The organism is uncultured Alteromonas sp. (genome assembly GCF_963976965.1).
Taxonomy (GTDB): Bacteria; Pseudomonadota; Gammaproteobacteria; order Enterobacterales; family Alteromonadaceae; genus Alteromonas; species Alteromonas naphthalenivorans.
Genome location: NZ_CAXBMP010000021.1, coordinates 64,337 through 84,256, shown reverse-complemented (window position 1 = coordinate 84,256; position 19,920 = coordinate 64,337). Strand labels below are relative to the sequence as shown.

Here is a 19,920-nt window from a genome sequence, read left to right as displayed (position 1 = left end):
ACCACGCGTTACTGCTAGTACGGTATCTTTCAAGGTATTTAGCTTGGCATCAGAAAGGGTTTCGTCGTTACGTAACTCTTCAATTAGCTCGTCACTTACTTTCATGCTTTTAGCAATGCCAGTATGCGCTGGTACACAGTAATGACACGCATGCTCTACGTTAACCGCTTGCCATACTACAGTAAGCTCTTCTGCATTAAATGACGTATCTTGTGCCAAACCGTGAAGTACTTGATAACCTTCAAGCAACGTTGGCGCTTCCGCCATTACTGCATGCAAGTTAGGGATCATACCGAAAGCTTTTTGAGAATTCTCAAGAAGTGGTTTAGCTGCTTCAGGTGCGCTATCTGCTGTGTGTAATGTAAAATCGCTCATGTCACTCTCCTATTGATGTGAACTGAAAACCAGTAACTAAAAAGATAATAAATACTGATTACGTTTTGATGTAATACAATATAGGTTTACTTGAACACTTGTTCAAGTCATAATTGAACAAGTGTTCAAAACATTCGAATATAAGGTATACCAGAATGAAATATGTAGAGTCTGAAGTGATTGAGAAGGCCACCACGCTTTTTTGGCAAAAAGGCTTTCAGGCCGCTGGTATGCGCGACATTCAACAAGCGCTAGATATGCGACCCGGCAGTATTTACGCTCGCTTCAAAAGTAAAGAGGGCTTATTCCAGTTAGTAGTGGAAAAGTATGTTACGAACAGCCAAGAAAAACTCAGCATTGTTATTAATGCCGATTGCCCACTTGACGCTTTGCGTGCATTTTTTGTTAGCGAATTGATTAACCCAGAAGAAATGCGCTTTCAGCGCCAATGCTTATTAATTAAGTCTATTACCGAACTAGAGATGTTGGGTGAAAATGGAAAACAGTCTGTGCTTGATGGTATGAGCACTTTGAAAGCATGTTTCAAATCTATTGTAGAAAAAGCCGTGCAAACCAATTCACTTCCCACCAGCACACCGGTTGATAAAGCTGCAGATTGGTTACAAAACCAATTTGTAGGCCTTCGCACTTTTGCGTTAATGCAAAGCGACGATCACGCCATTGAAACCATGATAGATAAAGTACTCATCGACCTTAAAACTTCTTGGCCTGAGTGATAGAGGTATATGGACAGTGTGCATTAAAAACCTTCCATAGCATGGATGCTAAAGCAGAGTACTTTTGGGTGGGCTTACCACGTACTTCTGAATGTTAGCTTTTCACTCGATGTATCTGGGGCATTGTGAGAGCTTGCATTAGAAACCTTCCACAGCATGGATGCTGTGGCAGAGCGCCCATGGATGAGTTAATGCGGGGTTTTTAAGTGGTAGCTGTTCACTCAGTGCATCTAGGGCATTGGGACAGTGGGCATTAAAAACCTTCCATAGCATGGATGCTAAAGCAGAGTACTTTTGGGTGGGCTTACCACGTACTTCTGAATGTTAGCTTTTCACTCGATGTATCTGGGGCATTGTGAGAGCTTGCATTAGAAACCTTCCACAGCATGGATGCTGTGGCAGAGCGCCCATGGATGGGTTTACCGCGCGTTTCTAATGCAAGCTTTCCCAAGGGCCAAGTAAAGACTAACTAAACAGCATTCGCAGAAGTTGTGCAACAAGTAAGATGCCCATTAGCGGCCAAATCCACTTCGCCCATTTGGCAGTGTCTTCGTCACTGATGCGCATTTTCGAGCGCTCGATAAGTGGTATTACTATAAAAAGTGCGCCGAACAGTACGGCAAGTATGATTAAAACTTCCATTCTCGCATCCCTATCGCATATTTAAGTACTTCCCGTTTAGCTGGCTCAAAGTGTTGTGCCACAGAAAGTAATTGGTTTCTGAACCATTTAATGGGGCCGATATCGTTACTAAACAAGCCATAGAAACCATCCATGGCAGACATCATCAACGCATTATCACGCTGGCGTGGCTTTTCGTAGCTTGTTATTAAGCTGCTTTTAAACGCTAGCGACGTTAAATCGATACCATCGCCGGTCACCGCTAATAAGGTTTCAACATCTCTAAACCCTAAGTTAACTCCCTGCCCTGCCAATGGATTAATGGTATGGGCCGCATCGCCCACCAAAATAACCCTATCGGTAACATAGCGGCTAGCATGTGCACGGGTTAACGGGAATGTAGCTTTATCTAGTACTGTAAAGTCGTTGCCGTCTTTAATTAGCTCACTGGGAAAGGCTTCTATAATGGCTTGCTTTAATTGTGCGGCATTGAGGGTTGATAACCGCTTAAGTTCATCGGGCGAGTCGTACCATACTAACGAGGCGTAATTGTCGAACATTGGCAAAAAGGCTTTAGGGCCTTCAGGGGTAAATTCTTGCCATGTAATGGCGTCAACCGGGTTTGCCATTTCAATGGTTATACCCATGGCTTGTTGGCTGTATTGCCAACCCGATACACCAATATTTGCAGATTGCCTAACTTGCGAGGCCGCACCATCGGCACCTATCAACCACTTAGCGTGAATAGTTTCGCCGCTATCAAGACTGAGGGTAGCGACGTGGGCCAACGACGCTGAAGAATCAGCCGAGCTATTGACTGAGCTATCAACTGAGTTACTAACTGAGCTATTGCCAAGTGTGATACCAGTCACCTTACAGCCAGTAAACCATGTTACGTTGTCAAACGCCTTTAGTGCTTGATGACACCCTAATTGCAATAAACGGTTTTCAACAAAAAAGCCTAGCTGAGGCACATCAATGCTTTTTGCAGTAAAGTCTGTTCGATGCGCGGGATCGTCCCACACACTTAGCCCCGTATAGGGTTTAACGCGCATTGTTTCAATGTATTCCCACGCGCCTAGCGACGTTAACAAGGATACAGACGCATCACTAATGGCAGATACTCTTAAGTCTGGCTTACTGGCCTCGTCAAAAGCTTTGGGCAAGTGGGGCTCAATTATAGCTACCCGGTATTGCTGCTTCGCTAAGCCCAATGCAAGCGCAGCCCCAACCATGCCACCACCATTTATACAAAAATCATACATACTACAAATCTCTTCTACTTACCCAATGGCTTACTCGCTTTGCACTAATAAATAATACGAATGTGAGCCCAAATACGTTCGCCATTTTAATTTACTAATATTTTCTGCTTCATGCTTTATATCAGCCACACCGCCCTTGCAAGATGGCAGTGCATTAAATTCCGGCGAATGTGCGTGAATACACTGGGCATTCGACGTTATAACAGGTAAAATACGCGGCTATTTTGAACATCTTCCCAAAACTGCAGTGGCAGGCTTTGCCAGAAATTACACCTAACCTAGTTAGCGTGTGGCATTTTCAACCGCCAGTCAATTGCTTACGGGAACTCTATCAGGTTATCGACTAGTTGTTATGACTAAAAAGCTGTATATCAAAACCTGGGGCTGCCAAATGAACGAGTACGACTCGGAGAAAATGGCAGACTTACTCGACTCTACTCATGGCTACTCTGCAGCAGAAACTGCGGAAGAAGCCGATGTTATCTTGCTTAATACGTGCTCTATTCGTGAGAAGGCGCAGGAAAAAGTGTTCCACCAGCTTGGTCGTTGGAAGAACCTTAAGCAAGATAAACCCGAGCTTATTATTGGCGTGGGCGGTTGCGTAGCTTCTCAAGAAGGTAGCGTTATTCGTCAGCGCGCCCCTTATGTTGATTTAGTTTTCGGCCCGCAAACCTTGCATCGTTTGCCCGAAATGATTAACCAACTTAAAGGCGGTGAAAAGTCGGTTATCGACGTAAGCTTCCCTGAAATTGAAAAATTCGACCGTTTACCTGAACCCCGTGCTGAAGGCCCAACGGCGTTTGTTTCTATTATGGAAGGCTGCTCTAAGTACTGCACATTCTGCGTAGTACCTTATACCCGTGGTGAAGAAGTAAGCCGTCCGGTAGACGACGTATTACTTGAAATTGCCCAGCTAGCCGGTCAAGGTGTACGCGAAGTTAACTTGTTAGGCCAGAACGTAAACGCGTTTCGCGGTGAGAACCACGATGGAACCGTATGTCGCTTTGCCGAGTTATTAGAACTTGTTGCTGCCATTGATGGCATTGATAGAATTCGTTATACCACGTCGCATCCGGTTGAATTTACCGACGATATTATCGACGTATACGCCACTATTCCTGAGCTTGTAGATCACCTTCACTTGCCAGTGCAAAGTGGTTCAGATCGTATTCTTAACTTAATGAAGCGTGGTCATACCGCCATTGAGTATAAATCTAAGATTCGTAAGCTTCGTAAAGTTCGACCGAACATTAGTATGTCGAGCGACTTCATTATTGGTTTCCCAGGTGAAACCGATGCTGATTTTGAAGCCACAATGGATCTTATAAAAGCCATTGATTACGACCTCAGCTTTAGCTTCATTTACAGTGCTCGCCCTGGTACACCAGCAGCAGACGCAGTAGATGATGTTAGCGAAGACGCTAAGAAGCAGCGTTTGTACCTTTTACAGCAACGCATTAATCAACAAGCGTTGCGTATTGCGCGTAATATGGTAGGTACTGAACAACGTATTTTGGTAGAAGGCCCGTCAAAGAAAAATCCTATGGAGCTTTCTGGCCGTACTGAAAATAACCGCGTGGTTAACTTCGAAGGTACGCCGGATATGATTGGTGAATTCGTAGATGTGAAAGTGACAGATGTATTCTCTAATTCATTACGTGGTGATGTTATTCGCCGTGAAGATGAAATGGGCTTGCGTGTTGCTGTTTCGCCCCAATCTATTATGGCCAAGCACGAGGCTGATTTACCTGACGCGATAGGCGTAGGCCAGTTCAACCCAGCATAAATAGTAAAAGTGAGGAATACAGTAGTTTGAGTACATTGGTAAGTAACGAATTTGATTTAGAGCCGGCAGACACAAAACGTTTGTCTAACTTGTGTGGGCCGTTTAACGACAACATTAAGCAAATAGAGCGTAGGTTAGGGGTAGAAATTACTTACCGAAACAATGCGTTCAAGGTGTTAGGCGAACCACGCCAAATTCAAAGTGCTACTGAATTACTCAAGCAACTGTACGTAGAAACTCAGCCAGTAAAAGGCCGCTTACCTGAACTTGAACCTGAGCAAGTACACTTAGCCATTCAACAGGCCGCGGCTTTAGAGCAAGATACAGAGTCAGGCACTGGCGATTTCGGTAAAGAAGTACACATTCGCACGAAACGCGGCGTTATTAAGCCCCGTAACCCGAATCAAGCTCAATACGTGGCTAACGTTCTAAATTACGATATCACTTTTGGTGTAGGCCCTGCTGGTACAGGTAAAACGTATTTAGCAGTAGCTGCAGCAGTTGATGCGTTAGAACGCCAAGAAATACGTAGAATTCTACTTACTCGCCCTGCTGTCGAAGCGGGTGAGAAGTTAGGCTTTTTGCCAGGCGACCTTTCACAGAAAGTAGACCCTTACTTACGCCCGCTTTACGATGCTTTATTTGAAATGCTAGGTTTCGAAAAAGTAGAAAAATTAATGGAACGTAACGTAATAGAAGTAGCGCCATTAGCCTATATGCGTGGCCGTACGTTAAACGATGCTTTTATTATTTTGGATGAGAGTCAAAATACCACGGTTGAACAAATGAAAATGTTCTTAACCCGTATTGGCTTTAATTCGAAAGCGGTTATTACCGGTGATATTACTCAAGTTGATTTACCTCGCGGCGCCCGCTCTGGTTTACGTCACGCTATTGAAGTATTAGATAATGTTGACGATATTTCGTTTAACTTCTTCAACGCTGAAGATGTGGTAAGACACCCTGTTGTGGCCAGAATCGTTCGCGCATATGAACATTATGACGCCCAGCAAGAGCGTGTTCGCAAAGAGAAGAAAGAGGAAGCCCTTCGCCTTCAACGTGAACAAGCTGACGCTAACGCTTCATCTAATAGTTCATCAAAAAGCTCATCTGCACAACAAAATAGCGATAACCAGTGATAGCCATTGTAGATTACCAGCAAGCTTATGAAGCTGACGAGGTGATGGCTAAGGCCATTCCCTCTTTAGAGCAAATTGAAGCATGGGCGAATGCTGTACTGGTTGCCGAAAATACCGGTGAGCAAGAAATTACCGTACGCTTCACCGATGACGAAGAGTCGCAAACGCTAAACCATGAATACAGAGGTAAAGATAAGCCTACCAATGTGCTGTCTTTTCCTTTTGAAGTGCCGCCAGGCATAGAAATGAACTTACTTGGTGATTTAGTTATTTGTGTACCTGTGATCATGCGTGAAGCTGAAGAGCAAGACAAAACCCCCACCAATCACTATGCCCATATGGTCGTTCACGGAATATTACATCTTCTGGGGTACGATCACATAGACGATGCAGATGCTGACATAATGGAAGCAAAAGAAATTCGTATATTGGCATCTTTAAATATTGGTAATCCTTATCAATAAAACCCAATAGCGCCAACAAGTTACACTTGGGCAGTTGCGTATTTTACGTGCAAATAAACAATAAAGCATTGACGCCCCTCCCCAAGACATTTAACGTTGACGTTGTATCAATAAATTAGCGGACATTATGAGCGACGATAATCCTCACTCTACCAACGGCTCCCAAGGAAAAAGTTGGTTAGACAAACTTAAACTTTCTATCTCTGGCGAGCCGAGAAGCAAACAAGAACTGGTTGAAGTTATTACTGAAGCCGAGCAGAACGAAATCATCGATCCCCAAACCCGGGAGATGATTGAAGGCGTTATAGGTGTCAACGAAATGCGAGTTAGGGATATTATGATCCCACGCGCGCAGATGACCACCATAGACGTTGAAAAAAACGTAGATGAATTCCTACCTGTCGTGTTGGAATCAGCCCACTCCCGCTTCCCCGTTATTAGTGAAGATAAAGATCATATTGAAGGCATTCTGCTTGCAAAAGACTTGCTAAGCTATGCGTTTAATCCAGAAAAAAGTCTAAACTTACGTGATATTTTACGTCCTGCTGTTATTGTGCCGGAAAGTAAGCGTGTAGATGTACTGCTGAAAGAGTTTCGCCAACAACGCTATCACATGGCCATTGTTGTGGATGAATACGGCGGTGTGTCTGGGCTTGTTACCATTGAAGATATACTAGAGATTATTGTTGGTGAAATTGAAGACGAATACGATACCGAAGAAGACGGTACCGATGATATTCGCCCACTGAACAAATCGACCTATTCAGTTAAAGCGTTAACGCCTGTTGACGAATTTAACGCCTTCTTTGAAACCAAATTCAGCGAAGAAGAAGCCGATACCATTGGCGGTATAGTGCTTAAAGCGTTCGGGCACATGCCTGAAACGAACGATGAAGTTACCATTGGTGATATTCACTTTAAGGTAACCAACTCTGATAAACGCCGTCTTATACACCTTAAAGTGTCGGTGGCCTCTCTGGAGTAACTCCGTTGAAACGGTTCATTCCTTATTTACTGCTTTTGCTAAGCGGCGCTAGCTTAACGCTGGCGTTTGCGCCCTTTGGTATCTGGCCACTTGTTATCCCCGCTTTTGCGTTAGGAATTAGGCAAGTTATTAAACTTCCACATCGCCCTTTTTTAGCCGGCTGGGTATTTGGGCTAGGCTGGTTTGGTTCGGGCATTAGTTGGGTACACGTAAGCATTGCCGATTTCGGTGGCTTACCCCTAATTGCATCTATAGGCCTCATGGTTTTATTATGTAGTTACCTTGCGTTGTTTCCAGCAGTTGCGTTTAAGCTTACCGCTCGCTATTTCCCACATCGTCTTTGGCCACTGGCTTTACCTTTTTTCTGGGTATTCGCAGAATGGTTACGCAGTTGGTTGTTAAGCGGTTTTCCGTGGTTGTCGTTAGGCTATAGCCAAATCGATAGTTCCCTAGTGGGTTGGGCACCCATAATAGGTGAAACCGGCATAACAGCCTTGCTAGTTATCGGTGCAAGCTTGTTTGCCGTGTCCCGTACTAAACGGCATTTCACCGGCGCAGTTTTGGTTAGCTTAGCTTTGTATATTAGCGGTTTTATTGCCAGTCAGCATACATGGGTTGCGCCTAAACAGCAGTATAACGTCGCGATGGCTCAGGGTAATATTGCGCAGTCTTTGCGATGGGTACCTGAACAAGACGCCCCTACCATGAACCGTTATTTAAGCCTTACGGAACCGCTGTGGGATAACGACTTGATAATTTGGCCCGAAGCAGCCGTACCAAAACTAGAGCCACTGGCGCTAGATTATTTGACTCAAGTCAATGCGCGCGCCTTTACTGAGAACACCGCACTTATCACAGGCATTGTGAATTATAATTGGGAAACCGATGAGGCCTGGAACAATTTGATAGTGCTGGGCAAAAGAACACCCAATTCTAAAACGCCAGATTATCAGTACTTCCACAACAATCGTTTCGCTAAACACCATTTGTTACCCATTGGTGAATTCGTGCCTTTTGAAGATTGGTTGCGCCCCTTAGCGCCTTTGTTTGATTTACCCATGTCTTCTTTTGCCAGAGGTGATTTTCAGCAAGCTAATCTTGTTGCTAACGGTATTCACTTAGCACCAGCAATCTGCTTTGAAATTGCCTTTCCAAGGCAAGTTGCCGCGAATATCTACAAAACTACTGACATGATTATTACGGTAAGTAACGATGCGTGGTTTGGCCATTCTCACGGCCCAGCGCAGCATTTAGACATTGCTCGAATGCGTGCGGTAGAATTTGGCCGCCCAGTGGTGCGAGCTACCAATAATGGCGTTACTGCCTTTATTGACCACAAAGGCAATATAACTGCACGGTTACCTCAATTTGAAGCGGCAAGTTTAACTGCCCCTGTGTTGGCAACCTCTGGTTTCACGCCCTATTACCTGATTCAAGATATAGGCGTATGGGTGCTGGTACTGGTGTTTTTCGGCATTGCGATTTGGTTGAGAAAGCGCGCTAAAGCTTATTAAAAACGTGGCGCCTTAGTCGCAAAATTTTTATTTAGTCGACGAGTTAGGTTTAATGAACTAACTAAAATGTAAACATAAAAAAACGGCGCATTATGCGCCGTTTTTGTTCGTGTCACTATCGAATTTCCATAGTCAAAAACTAATACAGCTTGAGCTAGGTAAACAGCCTTGAGCTAGGTAAATAGCCTTGAGCTAATTTTAATAGCCTTAAGCTAGCTTAAACGCACTTAACTAATTGGCGGCTTGAATAGCAGTTAACGCAATAGTAAACACAATATCATCTACTAACGCTCCACGGCTTAAGTCATTGACAGGCTTGCGCATGCCTTGCAGCATTGGCCCAATACACACCAAATCAAAACTACGCTGAACCGCTTTGTAAGTGGTATTTCCGGTGTTTAAATCTGGGAACACAAATACATTAGCTTTACCCGCAACACGGCTGTTTGGCGCTTTACTGCGCCCTACACTTTCAATGGCAGCGGCATCGTATTGAAGCGGCCCATCAATGAGTAAGTCCGGGCGAAGTTTTTGTGCAATTTCGGTAGCCTCACGCACTTTTTCAACATCGCTTCCAGCACCCGATGTACCAGTAGAGTAACTGATCATAGCGACTCTTGGCTCGATACCAAACATCTGCGCCGACGTAGCAGACTGAATCGCAATATCTGCCAGCTGTTGGGCATTAGGGTCTGGATTAATGGCACAGTCACCATAAACCAAGACTTGGTCTGGCAATAACATGAAAAATACCGACGAAACTAACGATGCATTTTCTGCTGTTTTAATTAACTGCAATGCGGGGCGAATGGTATTTGCTGTAGTGTGAACGGCGCCAGATACCAAGCCATCAACATCACCTTGCTGCAACATCATAGTACCTAGGGTAACGTTGTCTTGTAGCAACTCACGAGCAACCACATCGGTAACCCCCTTGTGACCGCGAAGCTTCACTAACCCTGCCACATAATCTTCTTGTATGGCAGCAGGTGAAACAATTTCAACCCCATCGCCCAGCACCACGCCTTGTTGCTGTGCCACACGTTGAATTTCATTTTCATCACCAATCAGCACAGGCCGCGCTAACCCTCGTTTAGCACAAATGGCAGCTGCGGCTACAGTGCGCGGTTCATTACCTTCAGGTAATACCACGCGCTTGTTAACTTGGCGCGCACGATTGGTTAGATAATAGCGAAATGCAGACGGAGAAAGTTTCTTTTGACGCGATACTTTTTCAGTAAGCGAAGAGACCCATTTAGCATCTAAACTTTCAGCCGCATGTACCATCACTTTTTCTATACGCTGACTATCATCTACCGGCACTTCTTGATTAAACGCATGAAGGTTCTGTGCGGTTTGCCACGTATTCGTATTGACCAACATAACAGGCAAGCCGGTTTCTAATGCTTGGTTACAAAGCTGCTTTATATTTTCATCTGGCTGGTAGCCGCCAGTTAATAATAATGCGCCTAACTTGGTGCCATTTAACGCTGCTAAGCAACACGAAACAAACACATCACCTCTGTCACCAGACATTACTTGCAGTGCGCCAGGCTTTAAGGTGTGTGTCATGTTATGAATTTCACGGGCCGCAAACGTAACGCTGCTTAATCGACGTGAAGCAATATTGCCTTCATTTATTAATGTGGCATTTAAGTGCTTAGCAATATCGATAGCACGAGGAGACATTAGCTCCGCATTCCAATCAATATTCCCAAGCAGGTTCAAGCCCTTTGCAAATATAGGCAGTTCACGCAACGCTTTGCTGCGTGTTTCATCGTGCTCTGGCGCTTCAAGCACACTTAAATCGGTACGTAGTTGACCGTGTTCATCATAAGGCGCGTTAACTTTGTTAAATATGCACCCTATTACCTTTTTACTTTTGTGGCCGCCGTAAGCGTCTACCACAATTTCAAGGCGATGATTAATATCAACAGGATCATCATTTCCTGGCACACAAACAAACACAATGTCGGCATCTAACGCCCGACTAATTTCAAGATTTAAGCGCTCTGCATAGGGATGGTGGCGGGTTGTCACCAGACCTTCGATAACTGCCACTGCATCAGGTTCTTGATGCGCTTCAAAGCGCTCTATAATCTCTTCAAGTAATTCATCAGTATTATCGCTACTGATCATTTGCTCTACTACGTTCAAATCGAATGGCGCTATGGGTTTAACGCTACAGTGGTGACTAATAATAGCGGTTGAGCGCTCTTCACCGGTATCGCCCCTACGAGGCTGTGCTACAGGTTTAAAAAAATTCAGTTTAATGGCTTGTTCTTCTAATGCTCGAACTAGCCCAATGCTGACAGTAGTTAACCCTACGCTAGTGCCAACAGGGATCAGCATAATACGGCGTGACATAGATGCTCCTAAAGCAAAAACAATCTGAGCGAAGACATTTTTCGCGAAAATTTATCCAAAAAAGCTAAGCGAATTTCGCAGCTTCAGCGGCGATAACCCACTCTTCATTTGTGGGTACGATTAAAACAGGTTTGGTGGATGAGGAAGACGCAATGTTTCCTTTCGCACCAAAGCGCATAGCTTGGTTGTTTTGCTCATCAATGGTAAACCCAAGATGGGAAAAATACCCCATGGTAGTTGCACGAATATACGATGAATTTTCACCAATACCACCGGTAAACACCACGGCATCTAATGACGGCACCGCTATCATGTAGCTAGATATATATTTAGCTAAGCGATAACAGAACATTTCAAGGGCTAACAGTGCGCCTTCGTGCCCCGCTTCTGCCGCTTCTTCTAGCGTACGACAATCGTTGCTTAACCCGGAAATACCCGCAAGGCCAGATTCTTTGTTAATCAGTGAATTAATTTCAGCCGCTGACTTGCCTAGTTTTTCTTGCAAAGTGCCTGGCAAGCTGGGGTCGATATCGCCGCAACGCGTTCCCATCATTAACCCTTCAAGGGGCGTAAACCCCATGCTGGTATCTACCGCTACACCTTTTTCAATAGCGGTAACACTACAACCATTGCCTAAGTGAGCACTAATAATACTGGTTTGTTCAACAGGCTTATTAAGCAATTGTGCAGTGCTATCTAAAATAAACTTGTGGCTAGTGCCATGGAAACCATATTTACGCACGCCGTGCTGCTCGTACAAGGCCTTGGGTAGTGCATACATATAGGCACGTTTTGGCATTTGTTGGAAAAAAGAAGTATCGAACACGATGACATGCGGTAAATCTGGATAGGCGGCTTGGGCAGTGGTAATTCCTTTCAGGTTAGCTAAGTTATGCAGCGGTGCCATGCTCGCATATTCTTCTACCGAGGCTAATACGCTATCGTCGACTAACGCTGCTTCTTTGAAGCGTTCACCACCGTGAACAACTCGATGTCCCAAGGCTATTGGCTCAACACCTGTACTGGCAATTATGTTTTGAATTGCTGCTAAAGCTTCTGCATGAGAGGCGTTAGCAGGTAGGGTTTGCTGTTCTTTTTGACCGTTTAATTTAAACGATATGCTTGCGTCATCATTACCTAAGCTTTCTGCAATGCCACTTAGACCGGCCTCACCAGTGTCAGCATCGATAATAGCGAATTTAACTGACGAACTGCCGCAATTTAATACAATAACTTCTTTTTTCATTCGATTTCTTGAGTTTGATTAATTAACAAAAAGAACGCTAAGTGTAGCATTTATGTACATAAATGCTTACTTAATACTCTTTCAAGTAGATTGTTATAGTACTATCCCACAAAACCCAAATACAATTAATTATCATTTAGTTCAGTGCTTATTTTACTCGCCCCTTTTTGTTTGCATATAAATGCTTGAGTTTGATTTGATAGAGCGCTGCATATAAGAGGCAAATTAAGGTGACAAAAGTAAATATCGAAACCTAAAATAATAGACTTGAATAATAAAAATTCGGTCGCACCTTAATATTTCCGGTAACGACAACGGTGACATGTTAGAAGCCGGAAAAAATTAAGGTGTTTTACGTTTCAAAATAAAATTTAAAATTTTTTGAAAAAAAGCCCTTGAAAAGATTTTGAGCCACCCTATATCTATTATGTCGACGCTGAAAGCTCAGGTTGACAACACCGCCGCCGAATAGTCGGGGCGAATTATTTTTAACATATTGCTAAATTAATAGGATATGACTATGCGTACTATCGATCTATCTCCACTTTACCGTTCATTCATTGGTTCTGACCACTTAGCTTCACTTGTTGATGCTGCATCTCGTGCTGAAAAACAAAGTACTTACCCCCCTTACAATATTGAATTGCTTGGCGATGATAAATATCGCGTGACTATGGCAATAGCGGGTTTCAGTAAAGATGACGTATCCATAGAAGTTCAAGAAAACACCCTAGTAATAACGGGTACACGCAAGCCGGAAGAAAAAGAAACCGCTGAGCGTAAGTTTCTTCACAAAGGGATATCTGAGCGGAATTTCGAAAGAAAATTTCAGCTTGGCGACCATGTGAAGGTGTTAGCTGCTGATATGGAAAATGGGTTATTACACATCGATATGGAGCGTGTCATACCCGAAGCTAAAAAACCTCGTCAAATTGAGATTGGTTCTCGATTAATAGAGAGTTAAACAAAGTTTTTAAAAATCGTTTCCCTGGTTTTGGACGGCGCTGAGAAGCGCCGTTTTTTCGTTTACACATAATGTGTTTAAACAGGTAATCGGTAAGATTTATTCGGTAAGATTTATTGTGTAGTTTGCTTTACCGCCTTCAGCAGACTCGAATGTTCCTGAAATAGTGCAATTAGAGAGTTCACCCGTAGCGCTGCCATCAATCGATGAAAAGTTGCTACTGGCAATGCCATTTACAAATTTTCCATCGTGCTTAAATGAAACTGTGCCACGACGTCCGTCTATAACTCCTACAAAACTCTCGAATCCAACGAATAGCGCCAACATTGATGTCTGATATGACATGAGAAATTCAACGTCGCTTTGCCCCGCCATGCTGCCTTCATAAGCTTGCGTTATGCTAGCATGGGTTTGCTTAACACCTTCTCGTTTTTCACTTAGTATATTTTCATCCCACCCCGTAATGGAAAATTGCCCATTGCAGTCCATTGTTTGCTCCAAAGAAAAAGTGTGGTCACACAATACAAGTGAGTGCGATACCGTTCAACATAAAATTGTTACACTCTGTTACAGTCAATAGTCAGACTGTTAACTAAATAAATCCTTTTAAACGGGCAAGTCCGTAAGCATTGCAGGTAGAAGCATCTTTAATCGTGCCTTCAGTTATCATAGATTCCAATTCTTTAATATGCACAGGTACAATTTTTAAATCCTCTTCCTCTACATCTAACTTTTGCTCGCCCTGCGTTAGCCCTTTCGCAACGAATATATGATAACCCTGATTACAAAAGCCATAAGCAAGATATTGAAAACCAACATAATGCATTTCTGTGGCTGTAAACCCCGTTTCTTCTTTCAATTCGCCGGCAGCTAACACTTTCGGATCGGCATCTGGGTTATCTTCCCAAGCACCTTGCGGAAACTCTAGCAATCGCTGCTGTACCGTGTATCGGTATTGCTCGACCAGATAGACAATATCACCGTCGATGGGAAGAATAATCGCAAAGTCTGGTTTTTCAACAACACCATAAAGTCCTTCGTTCCCACTAGCACGACGAATTTTATCTTCACGTACTTTAAGCCACTTATTTTCATAAACCACTTTCGACGAGAGCGTTTCAATATCCTTATCCGACATAACAGCGCCTTTCAGTAAGCCTTAAAAAGTTAGTGTACAAGTGCATATAGCAAGGAGCAACTCCGTCCACCCACGAATCAACTATATGTTGGACAGTCACTCAAAATAGACTTAAGAGATGAGGTGTTCAGATGGCAGAACGAGTACAAACAGATAGTTAGCGGATAGTAGCAGATAGGACAGTCACACAAATAGCAGATAGGACAGTCACACAAACATGCGTGATTTTAAGCTGACTAAGCCGCTTTAACGAAGCAAATAAAGTAGTGAGTGAGGCTGGAAGACGAGATGCAAAAAATTGTAGCAAAAAATTGGACACACACTCATATGTATCAAAATTTAAGTGTGTGTCCAATAAACGTTTTCTATAAATACATTCGATATCTAAATAAAGTAAATGGTACCAAAGCCTAGCTTTTAGCTTTTATTCTCGTCTTCTTTATCGGCATTATTACGCAAGAAGCCGGCTGCATCTTCTTCCTGCTCAAGGGTAATTTTGCTTTGAGGCGCGTCATTGTGGCTTCGGGTTTGCTGATTTACCTGATGAATGGTTCCAGCGTTCGCTAAGTCGGCCTCGTTGGTAATAGATGCGATGGTTTCACGCCCGCGCAGGAATGCCTTTATTTCAGTGACAATCTCGCCAAGCTCGGCATCGTTCTTATTCATTCCCATAATGAACCGTGGCGACTCTAAATTGTTCATACCGCTTGTAGCAAAAATAGAGGTGTTGATTCTACTGGTTATAATCCAAGGAGTAATACTGCTACGCACCACAACGTTTTCGGAACGAGTAGAATCGTGAATGGCCATGCCTGTAGATACACGAGACTCTGTATAGGTACCTTCCGTTTTCATAAACATAAGTAACGATGAGAATGTCATTTCGCCCCAAAACATGTGGGACGCTTTATTCATCACATTGGCAGCACCACGAACCGTTAACCAGGCAAAGATTAACCATATGAGGTTGTTACCCATGGTAATTGCGGTATTAACTTGCGCGTCGGTATTTACACCTTGGCGAATAACTAAATCGAGAACCTCAGCTAGCTGTAAACCACCCACATAAAATAAAATGGCGGCAGCCACCAAGGCGACTTGCGCTACGGCAGTTAGGGCCATTTTCTTTTTCTCTGGCAAGGTAACACCGTCAGTTAATGTAGGCTGAGTTTCTATCAATAACTCCCCCTCAAAACTGCCTTTACCTTCTGCTTGCTCTTTTAATCTAGGATCGAAATCGGCATAGATGCGATTCGGTACTTCGCGGTATCTTCGGTTGGCAAGCACGATATTTTCAATATTAATGAAGATTTCATTCGGGTGAACCGACTCTTGCATATTAGCGCGAAACTCACTGACTTCAGTTTTAGGGGTAACCTGCCCCATTCGTTTGTAAAGTAACGGCATGATTAACGCCATCACAGCAATTACGCAAACTAGTAACAAGGCTAAGTTTGCCCAAGCGCTAAATAGTGGGAACGTATTTGCCCATGCTTGTACTTTATCGATATCGCGACCTACTAACTCATCTAGGAATACACCCGCGCCTAACGGCACGACTATCGCCAAGCCAATAATCACTCCTAGCGATAAACTGCTCGCTTTCGCAAGTTGAGAGTTGCCTTCATTGTGAATGCCTTTTGCCGTAGAGCCCCAATTCGCGATTAAGTAAACAAGAAGCAATATTGAGAGTAAAGGCATTACTAATACTTTAGCGACTTCACCCGCTAATCCGTTACTTACTAAAAAGTAGACAATAGCGAATGCAAGTAGCGCCACAAGGAAGGTTACCGCCATGGCAATAATTTCTTGAGATAAATGGCGCAAAGGAAAAGGTAGGAAAGTAAGTTTCGGCAACACGCTATGCACTAGTCGGGCTAGCCAACCTCGAGGCTCTTCAAACGTGGTGTTACGACGCCCCATTAACATAGCGTGTAAACTTTCTTTCGAATACAGCAGGGATTTTTTCTCTGCTTGCGCTGCATCCTGTTCGGAAACCGAGTGGTTATACGCAAGAGAGGTAGGCACAGTACGTCCTACAAAAAAGCGCATGAGCTGCAAAATACCCACTGCGCAATGTTTAATACCAGACACGATCAGGACAAAAGCTACGCCTAGTAGCGTGTAACCTCGCACTTTGTTCTCGGCAAACAAATCGGGCACGCCCGCTACTGCATAAATGGCTAAAGCGAGTACCAAACCACCGCCCACTGCGCGGAAAAGCCCCTCTTTTTTGAAAGGGTTGGCTATGCCTAACGTCTGTGAACCAAAATCATATGCCATTGAAAAAATCCCTGTTAAATAAAAAGCTTATGCAGAATAAACTTTGCCTAGGGGTTAGGCAATGAAAAGTCTCAGTAAGATTGTAAAGGGTTGGCAGTTAGGCGTGAGCCAGCAACTTAAAATAGACACTCAATATAAGAAAAGCAAAATAAGTGTGTGTCCAATTACTAACGGAGCTTCTCTATTTGAAGCCCATTTTCAGGTGGTAGCTGTCTTTTATCCTTTTTCATCGAGATAAGCTTCAAAAGTTAATCTTTATCCACTTTAAATCCATCTATTGTGCGCTGAAGAAGCAGGTTGTTTTCTTTCATGTCGCCCGATAATTTGGATAAATGTTTAGCTATATTTACTTCATGCCGCGCAGCCTCTTCAACATTCACCACATCTTGAGCTATGACTAAGGTGGTGGCAGACTGTTGTTCTGCCGAAGAAGACATGGTGTGAGCCATGCCTTCTACATTAGTGGCTGCTTCTTTCACTTTTTCTGCGGTGGTTCTTCCTTCGATTGTCACTTCCATTGAATTGGTAATCGAGGCCACATTTTTATTAATATCTGTCACCACGACCACACTGGCATCTTTTAAGTTAGACAGTAAGCTAGATATTTTGTCAGAAGAAGCGCGACTACTTTGCGCCAGCTTTCTTACTTCATCAGCAACAACAGCAAAACCTCTGCCATGCTCACCTGCGCGAGCTGCTTCAATAGCGGCATTTAACGCCAATAAATTGGTTTGATCCGAAAGCGAGTTAATGGTGTCCAAAATAGAGCCAATTTCTGTTACTTGCTGTTCCATGTCGGCAGCATTTTGTTGCACCCCTTTAATATCATCAGCGAGTACTTCCATACTATGACGAATGTTGTCGTTCGCCAGTAGTGACGCCTCAGCAAGGCCATCTAACTGCTTACTCGCACGTAACGTATCTACACCAGCCTTGGCAATTTCTCTGCTCGTCGCAGCAACTTGTTCAATTGCTGACGCGATATTGGCGGTAAGTTGCTGAGTTTTCCCCGCATCATCCAACATTTCACCACTGGAATCTTCTAACTGACGGGAAAGCCTGGAACTTGTGAGAATAGATTGTCCTAACCCACGCACGAGATCCCGCAATGCTAAAATGGTGGTATTAACTGAACGAGATATATCACCTAGTTCGTTCTTAGTGCTCATTGATAAATCAATAGTGAGGTCACCCTCTTTCGCAATTTTATCTAGGTTCGCCACCAATTTATTTAACTGTTGCGTAATGATACCGAGCAATGTGCGATATATGACAACAATAAATAACGTTAGCAACGCAATAACGACGAATGTAACCACTAAGTTTGTATTCGCGCTACTCGCTTTTGTATTAACAATACTAACCACGTAATCAAACCGCTCACTTAACAACGCAGCAATTCCGCCTATTTGCTCTGAAGCTAATGAAAACCATTCTGAATTGGTGGGTAGTGAAGAGAATGCCGGGTTATCAGAAGTGATTTCACGCACAATTTGGTTAACTTGATTGCTAGTGACGCTTTTCATTAACGCCTGAAACCCAATTAATGCATCGCCGTCTAAATTCAGCTTAAGCTTTTCTTCTATGTACTTGGTTTCGTTGGTATACGCTAAAACTTGCTGCCTAACGGGATCTAAAATTGCGCTTGCCGCTAAAACAGCATTCACTTTACCTCTACGCTGCCCCATTTTTTCTTTAGCTTGTGCAAATAGCAAGGCTTGTGACAATACCTGTTTAGCCTCGGGAGCGTTAACCAGCATGGTCAACGCATTAGTGGTATTTAACGCACGTTTATTAAGGTTGCTGTAGAAGGAAAAAGCATTTTTCCCATTTAAATCGTCTACCTCTTTTCTTATTTCACTTTTGTTTTTCACTAAAGAAAAAACAGGAGACAGAATTTTTTCAACTGACGATGCCTCTTTCCAGTCTTCAGCCACTATGCTAGTTATCTTGTCCATGGCCGCATCGGCTTTCTTTCTTTGGTTTAGTACTTTGCTTCTGGAGGTATCACTTGGATTACCTAAAAAACCTGCCGTTAGCCCCCTTTCGACCGCATGATGATGAGCCACGCGCTCTACGGCTGCTATCAATGTCACCAACTTAATGTCCCTTTCGGCGGAAGATAATACCTCTCTAGAGGTACTTATATCTTTATAAGCCAGAAACATGATTGATATAAACAAGCATGCCGTACCTAAAATAGTAAGCTGCAATACCGAGAGTTTTTTCAACATCATAACGAATGACAGCCTCTATTAGATAGATAAGGTGGTTTACGATTAAATAAGCGTTGTGTCAGCAACAAAAAAGTTTAAGTAAGCTTTTGCCAAAAAATGTATGCGCTATTAAAACGTAGGCTATTATCTGTGATTTTGGTATCTATCAATTAGTGTAAAGTGCTGGGAATTGCAGGGTATGCTAGCTCAATCCTAAAAAAGAAAGGTTGAGAATTAAAGAATGGTGGGATGGTAATGGGTGAAATAGAGGGGCTTTGCGCTGATTGAAACCAGTGGCCAGAGCCACTGGTTTACGGTGTATCAGATATATTGAACTTCAATAATCTCTACTTCGACACTGCCTGCTGGTGTTTGAATAGTGACCATATCATCAAGCTCTTTACCAATAAGGCCGCGAGCAATAGGTGAATTTACCGAAATACGGTTTTTCTTAATATCCGCTTCATCGTCGCCCACGATTCGATATGTGGTTTCTTCGTCGGTATCAACATTCAAAATGGTAACGGTAGTGCCGAAAATAACCTTACCTTTGTTTTCCATTTTAGTGACATCGATAATTTGTGCGTTCGACAATTTACCTTCAATATCTTGAATACGGCCTTCGCAGAAACTTTGCTGTTCACGGGCGGCGTGATATTCAGCATTTTCTTTTAAGTCGCCGTGCTCGCGAGCTTCAGCAATAGACTGAATAATACGCGGGCGAGTTTTTGTTTTAAGTTCGTTTAGTTCGTCGCGCAGAAGCTGTGCGCCGTGCGCGGTCATTGGATACTGACTCATGAATACAGTCTCGACTAGCTAG

The 19,920-nt window shown here is 43.5% G+C and carries 17 protein-coding genes; 7 read left to right on the top strand and 10 right to left on the bottom strand.

Annotated features, from left to right (window positions below; genetic code table 11):
* Positions 1 to 375, bottom strand: a 375-nt coding sequence (locus AAC006_RS15350; protein WP_339891823.1) for a carboxymuconolactone decarboxylase family protein, incomplete at its 3' end; no start/stop codon positions are given.
* A 155-nt stretch (positions 376 to 530) separates the two neighbouring features.
* Here AAC006_RS15350 and AAC006_RS15345 point away from each other — a divergent pair.
* Positions 531 to 1,112, top strand: a complete 582-nt coding sequence (locus AAC006_RS15345; protein ID WP_126873904.1) for a TetR/AcrR family transcriptional regulator — start codon at positions 531 to 533, stop codon at positions 1,110 to 1,112.
* Positions 1,113 to 1,577: 465 nt separating this feature from the next.
* Here the strand turns inward: AAC006_RS15345 and AAC006_RS15340 are convergent, their stop codons facing one another.
* Positions 1,578 to 1,754 carry a hypothetical protein gene (locus AAC006_RS15340; RefSeq protein ID WP_013784730.1) on the bottom strand — a complete coding sequence of 59 codons (177 nt, stop codon included), beginning with the start codon at positions 1,752 to 1,754 and terminating at the stop codon, positions 1,578 to 1,580.
* Entirely contained in the window at positions 1,742 to 2,998 is a 1,257-nt protein-coding gene (locus AAC006_RS15335) for an FAD-dependent monooxygenase (RefSeq protein ID WP_126873905.1), read from the bottom strand. The genes AAC006_RS15340 and AAC006_RS15335 overlap by 13 nt, the downstream gene beginning before the upstream one ends.
* A gap of 352 nt (positions 2,999 to 3,350) precedes the next feature.
* On the opposite strand from AAC006_RS15335, the gene miaB reads away from it, so the two are divergent.
* The 5 genes from miaB (at position 3,351) to lnt (ending at position 8,886) form a co-directional block, all read left to right on the top strand.
* Positions 3,351 to 4,784, top strand: coding sequence for a tRNA (N6-isopentenyl adenosine(37)-C2)-methylthiotransferase MiaB (gene miaB / locus AAC006_RS15330; RefSeq protein WP_208806012.1), 1,434 nt, complete (start codon positions 3,351 to 3,353; stop codon positions 4,782 to 4,784).
* Between the two features lie 26 nt (positions 4,785 to 4,810).
* Positions 4,811 to 5,923 carry a PhoH family protein gene (locus tag AAC006_RS15325; RefSeq protein WP_208805973.1) on the top strand — a complete coding sequence of 371 codons (1,113 nt, stop codon included), beginning with the start codon at positions 4,811 to 4,813 and terminating at the stop codon, positions 5,921 to 5,923.
* A complete protein-coding gene (ybeY, locus tag AAC006_RS15320; RefSeq protein WP_129737558.1) occupies positions 5,920 to 6,387 on the top strand; it encodes an rRNA maturation RNase YbeY in 468 nt (155 codons plus the stop codon). The genes AAC006_RS15325 and ybeY overlap by 4 nt, the downstream gene beginning before the upstream one ends.
* Positions 6,388 to 6,514: 127 nt before the next feature.
* Positions 6,515 to 7,372 (top strand): transporter associated domain-containing protein, encoded by an 858-nt coding sequence (locus tag AAC006_RS15315; RefSeq protein ID WP_013784735.1) that lies wholly within the window; start codon positions 6,515 to 6,517, stop codon positions 7,370 to 7,372.
* Positions 7,373 to 7,377: 5 nt separating this feature from the next.
* On the top strand, positions 7,378 to 8,886 hold the full coding sequence (lnt, locus tag AAC006_RS15310; protein WP_244360822.1) for an apolipoprotein N-acyltransferase: 1,509 nt from the start codon (positions 7,378 to 7,380) through the stop codon (positions 8,884 to 8,886).
* Positions 8,887 to 9,117: 231 nt separating this feature from the next.
* On the opposite strand, the gene pta is transcribed toward lnt, so the two are convergent.
* Positions 9,118 to 11,253 (bottom strand): phosphate acetyltransferase, encoded by a 2,136-nt coding sequence (gene pta / locus AAC006_RS15305; protein WP_013784737.1) that lies wholly within the window; start codon positions 11,251 to 11,253, stop codon positions 9,118 to 9,120.
* A 64-nt stretch (positions 11,254 to 11,317) separates the two neighbouring features.
* The gene (locus AAC006_RS15300) at positions 11,318 to 12,499 is read right to left on the bottom strand and encodes an acetate kinase (RefSeq protein WP_013784738.1); all 1,182 of its coding nucleotides are present in this window, start codon (positions 12,497 to 12,499) and stop codon (positions 11,318 to 11,320) included.
* Between the two features lie 520 nt (positions 12,500 to 13,019).
* Here AAC006_RS15300 and AAC006_RS15295 point away from each other — a divergent pair.
* On the top strand, positions 13,020 to 13,463 hold the full coding sequence (locus tag AAC006_RS15295; RefSeq protein ID WP_013784739.1) for an Hsp20 family protein: 444 nt from the start codon (positions 13,020 to 13,022) through the stop codon (positions 13,461 to 13,463).
* 99 nt (positions 13,464 to 13,562) lie between these two features.
* Here AAC006_RS15295 and AAC006_RS15290 read toward each other — a convergent pair whose 3' ends face one another.
* From AAC006_RS15290 to greA, 5 genes are all read right to left on the bottom strand, one after another.
* On the bottom strand, positions 13,563 to 13,952 hold the full coding sequence (locus tag AAC006_RS15290; RefSeq protein ID WP_013784740.1) for a DUF3224 domain-containing protein: 390 nt from the start codon (positions 13,950 to 13,952) through the stop codon (positions 13,563 to 13,565).
* A 103-nt stretch (positions 13,953 to 14,055) separates the two neighbouring features.
* Positions 14,056 to 14,601 (bottom strand): NUDIX hydrolase, encoded by a 546-nt coding sequence (locus AAC006_RS15285; protein ID WP_013784741.1) that lies wholly within the window; start codon positions 14,599 to 14,601, stop codon positions 14,056 to 14,058.
* A gap of 417 nt (positions 14,602 to 15,018) precedes the next feature.
* On the bottom strand, positions 15,019 to 16,884 hold the full coding sequence (locus tag AAC006_RS15280; protein WP_126873911.1) for a hypothetical protein: 1,866 nt from the start codon (positions 16,882 to 16,884) through the stop codon (positions 15,019 to 15,021).
* Between the two features lie 248 nt (positions 16,885 to 17,132).
* Positions 17,133 to 19,121, bottom strand: a complete 1,989-nt coding sequence (locus AAC006_RS15275; protein WP_126873912.1) for a methyl-accepting chemotaxis protein — start codon at positions 19,119 to 19,121, stop codon at positions 17,133 to 17,135.
* A gap of 300 nt (positions 19,122 to 19,421) precedes the next feature.
* Positions 19,422 to 19,898, bottom strand: a complete 477-nt coding sequence (gene greA, locus AAC006_RS15270; protein ID WP_159531210.1) for a transcription elongation factor GreA — start codon at positions 19,896 to 19,898, stop codon at positions 19,422 to 19,424.
* Positions 19,899 to 19,920: the final 22 nt, after the last annotated feature.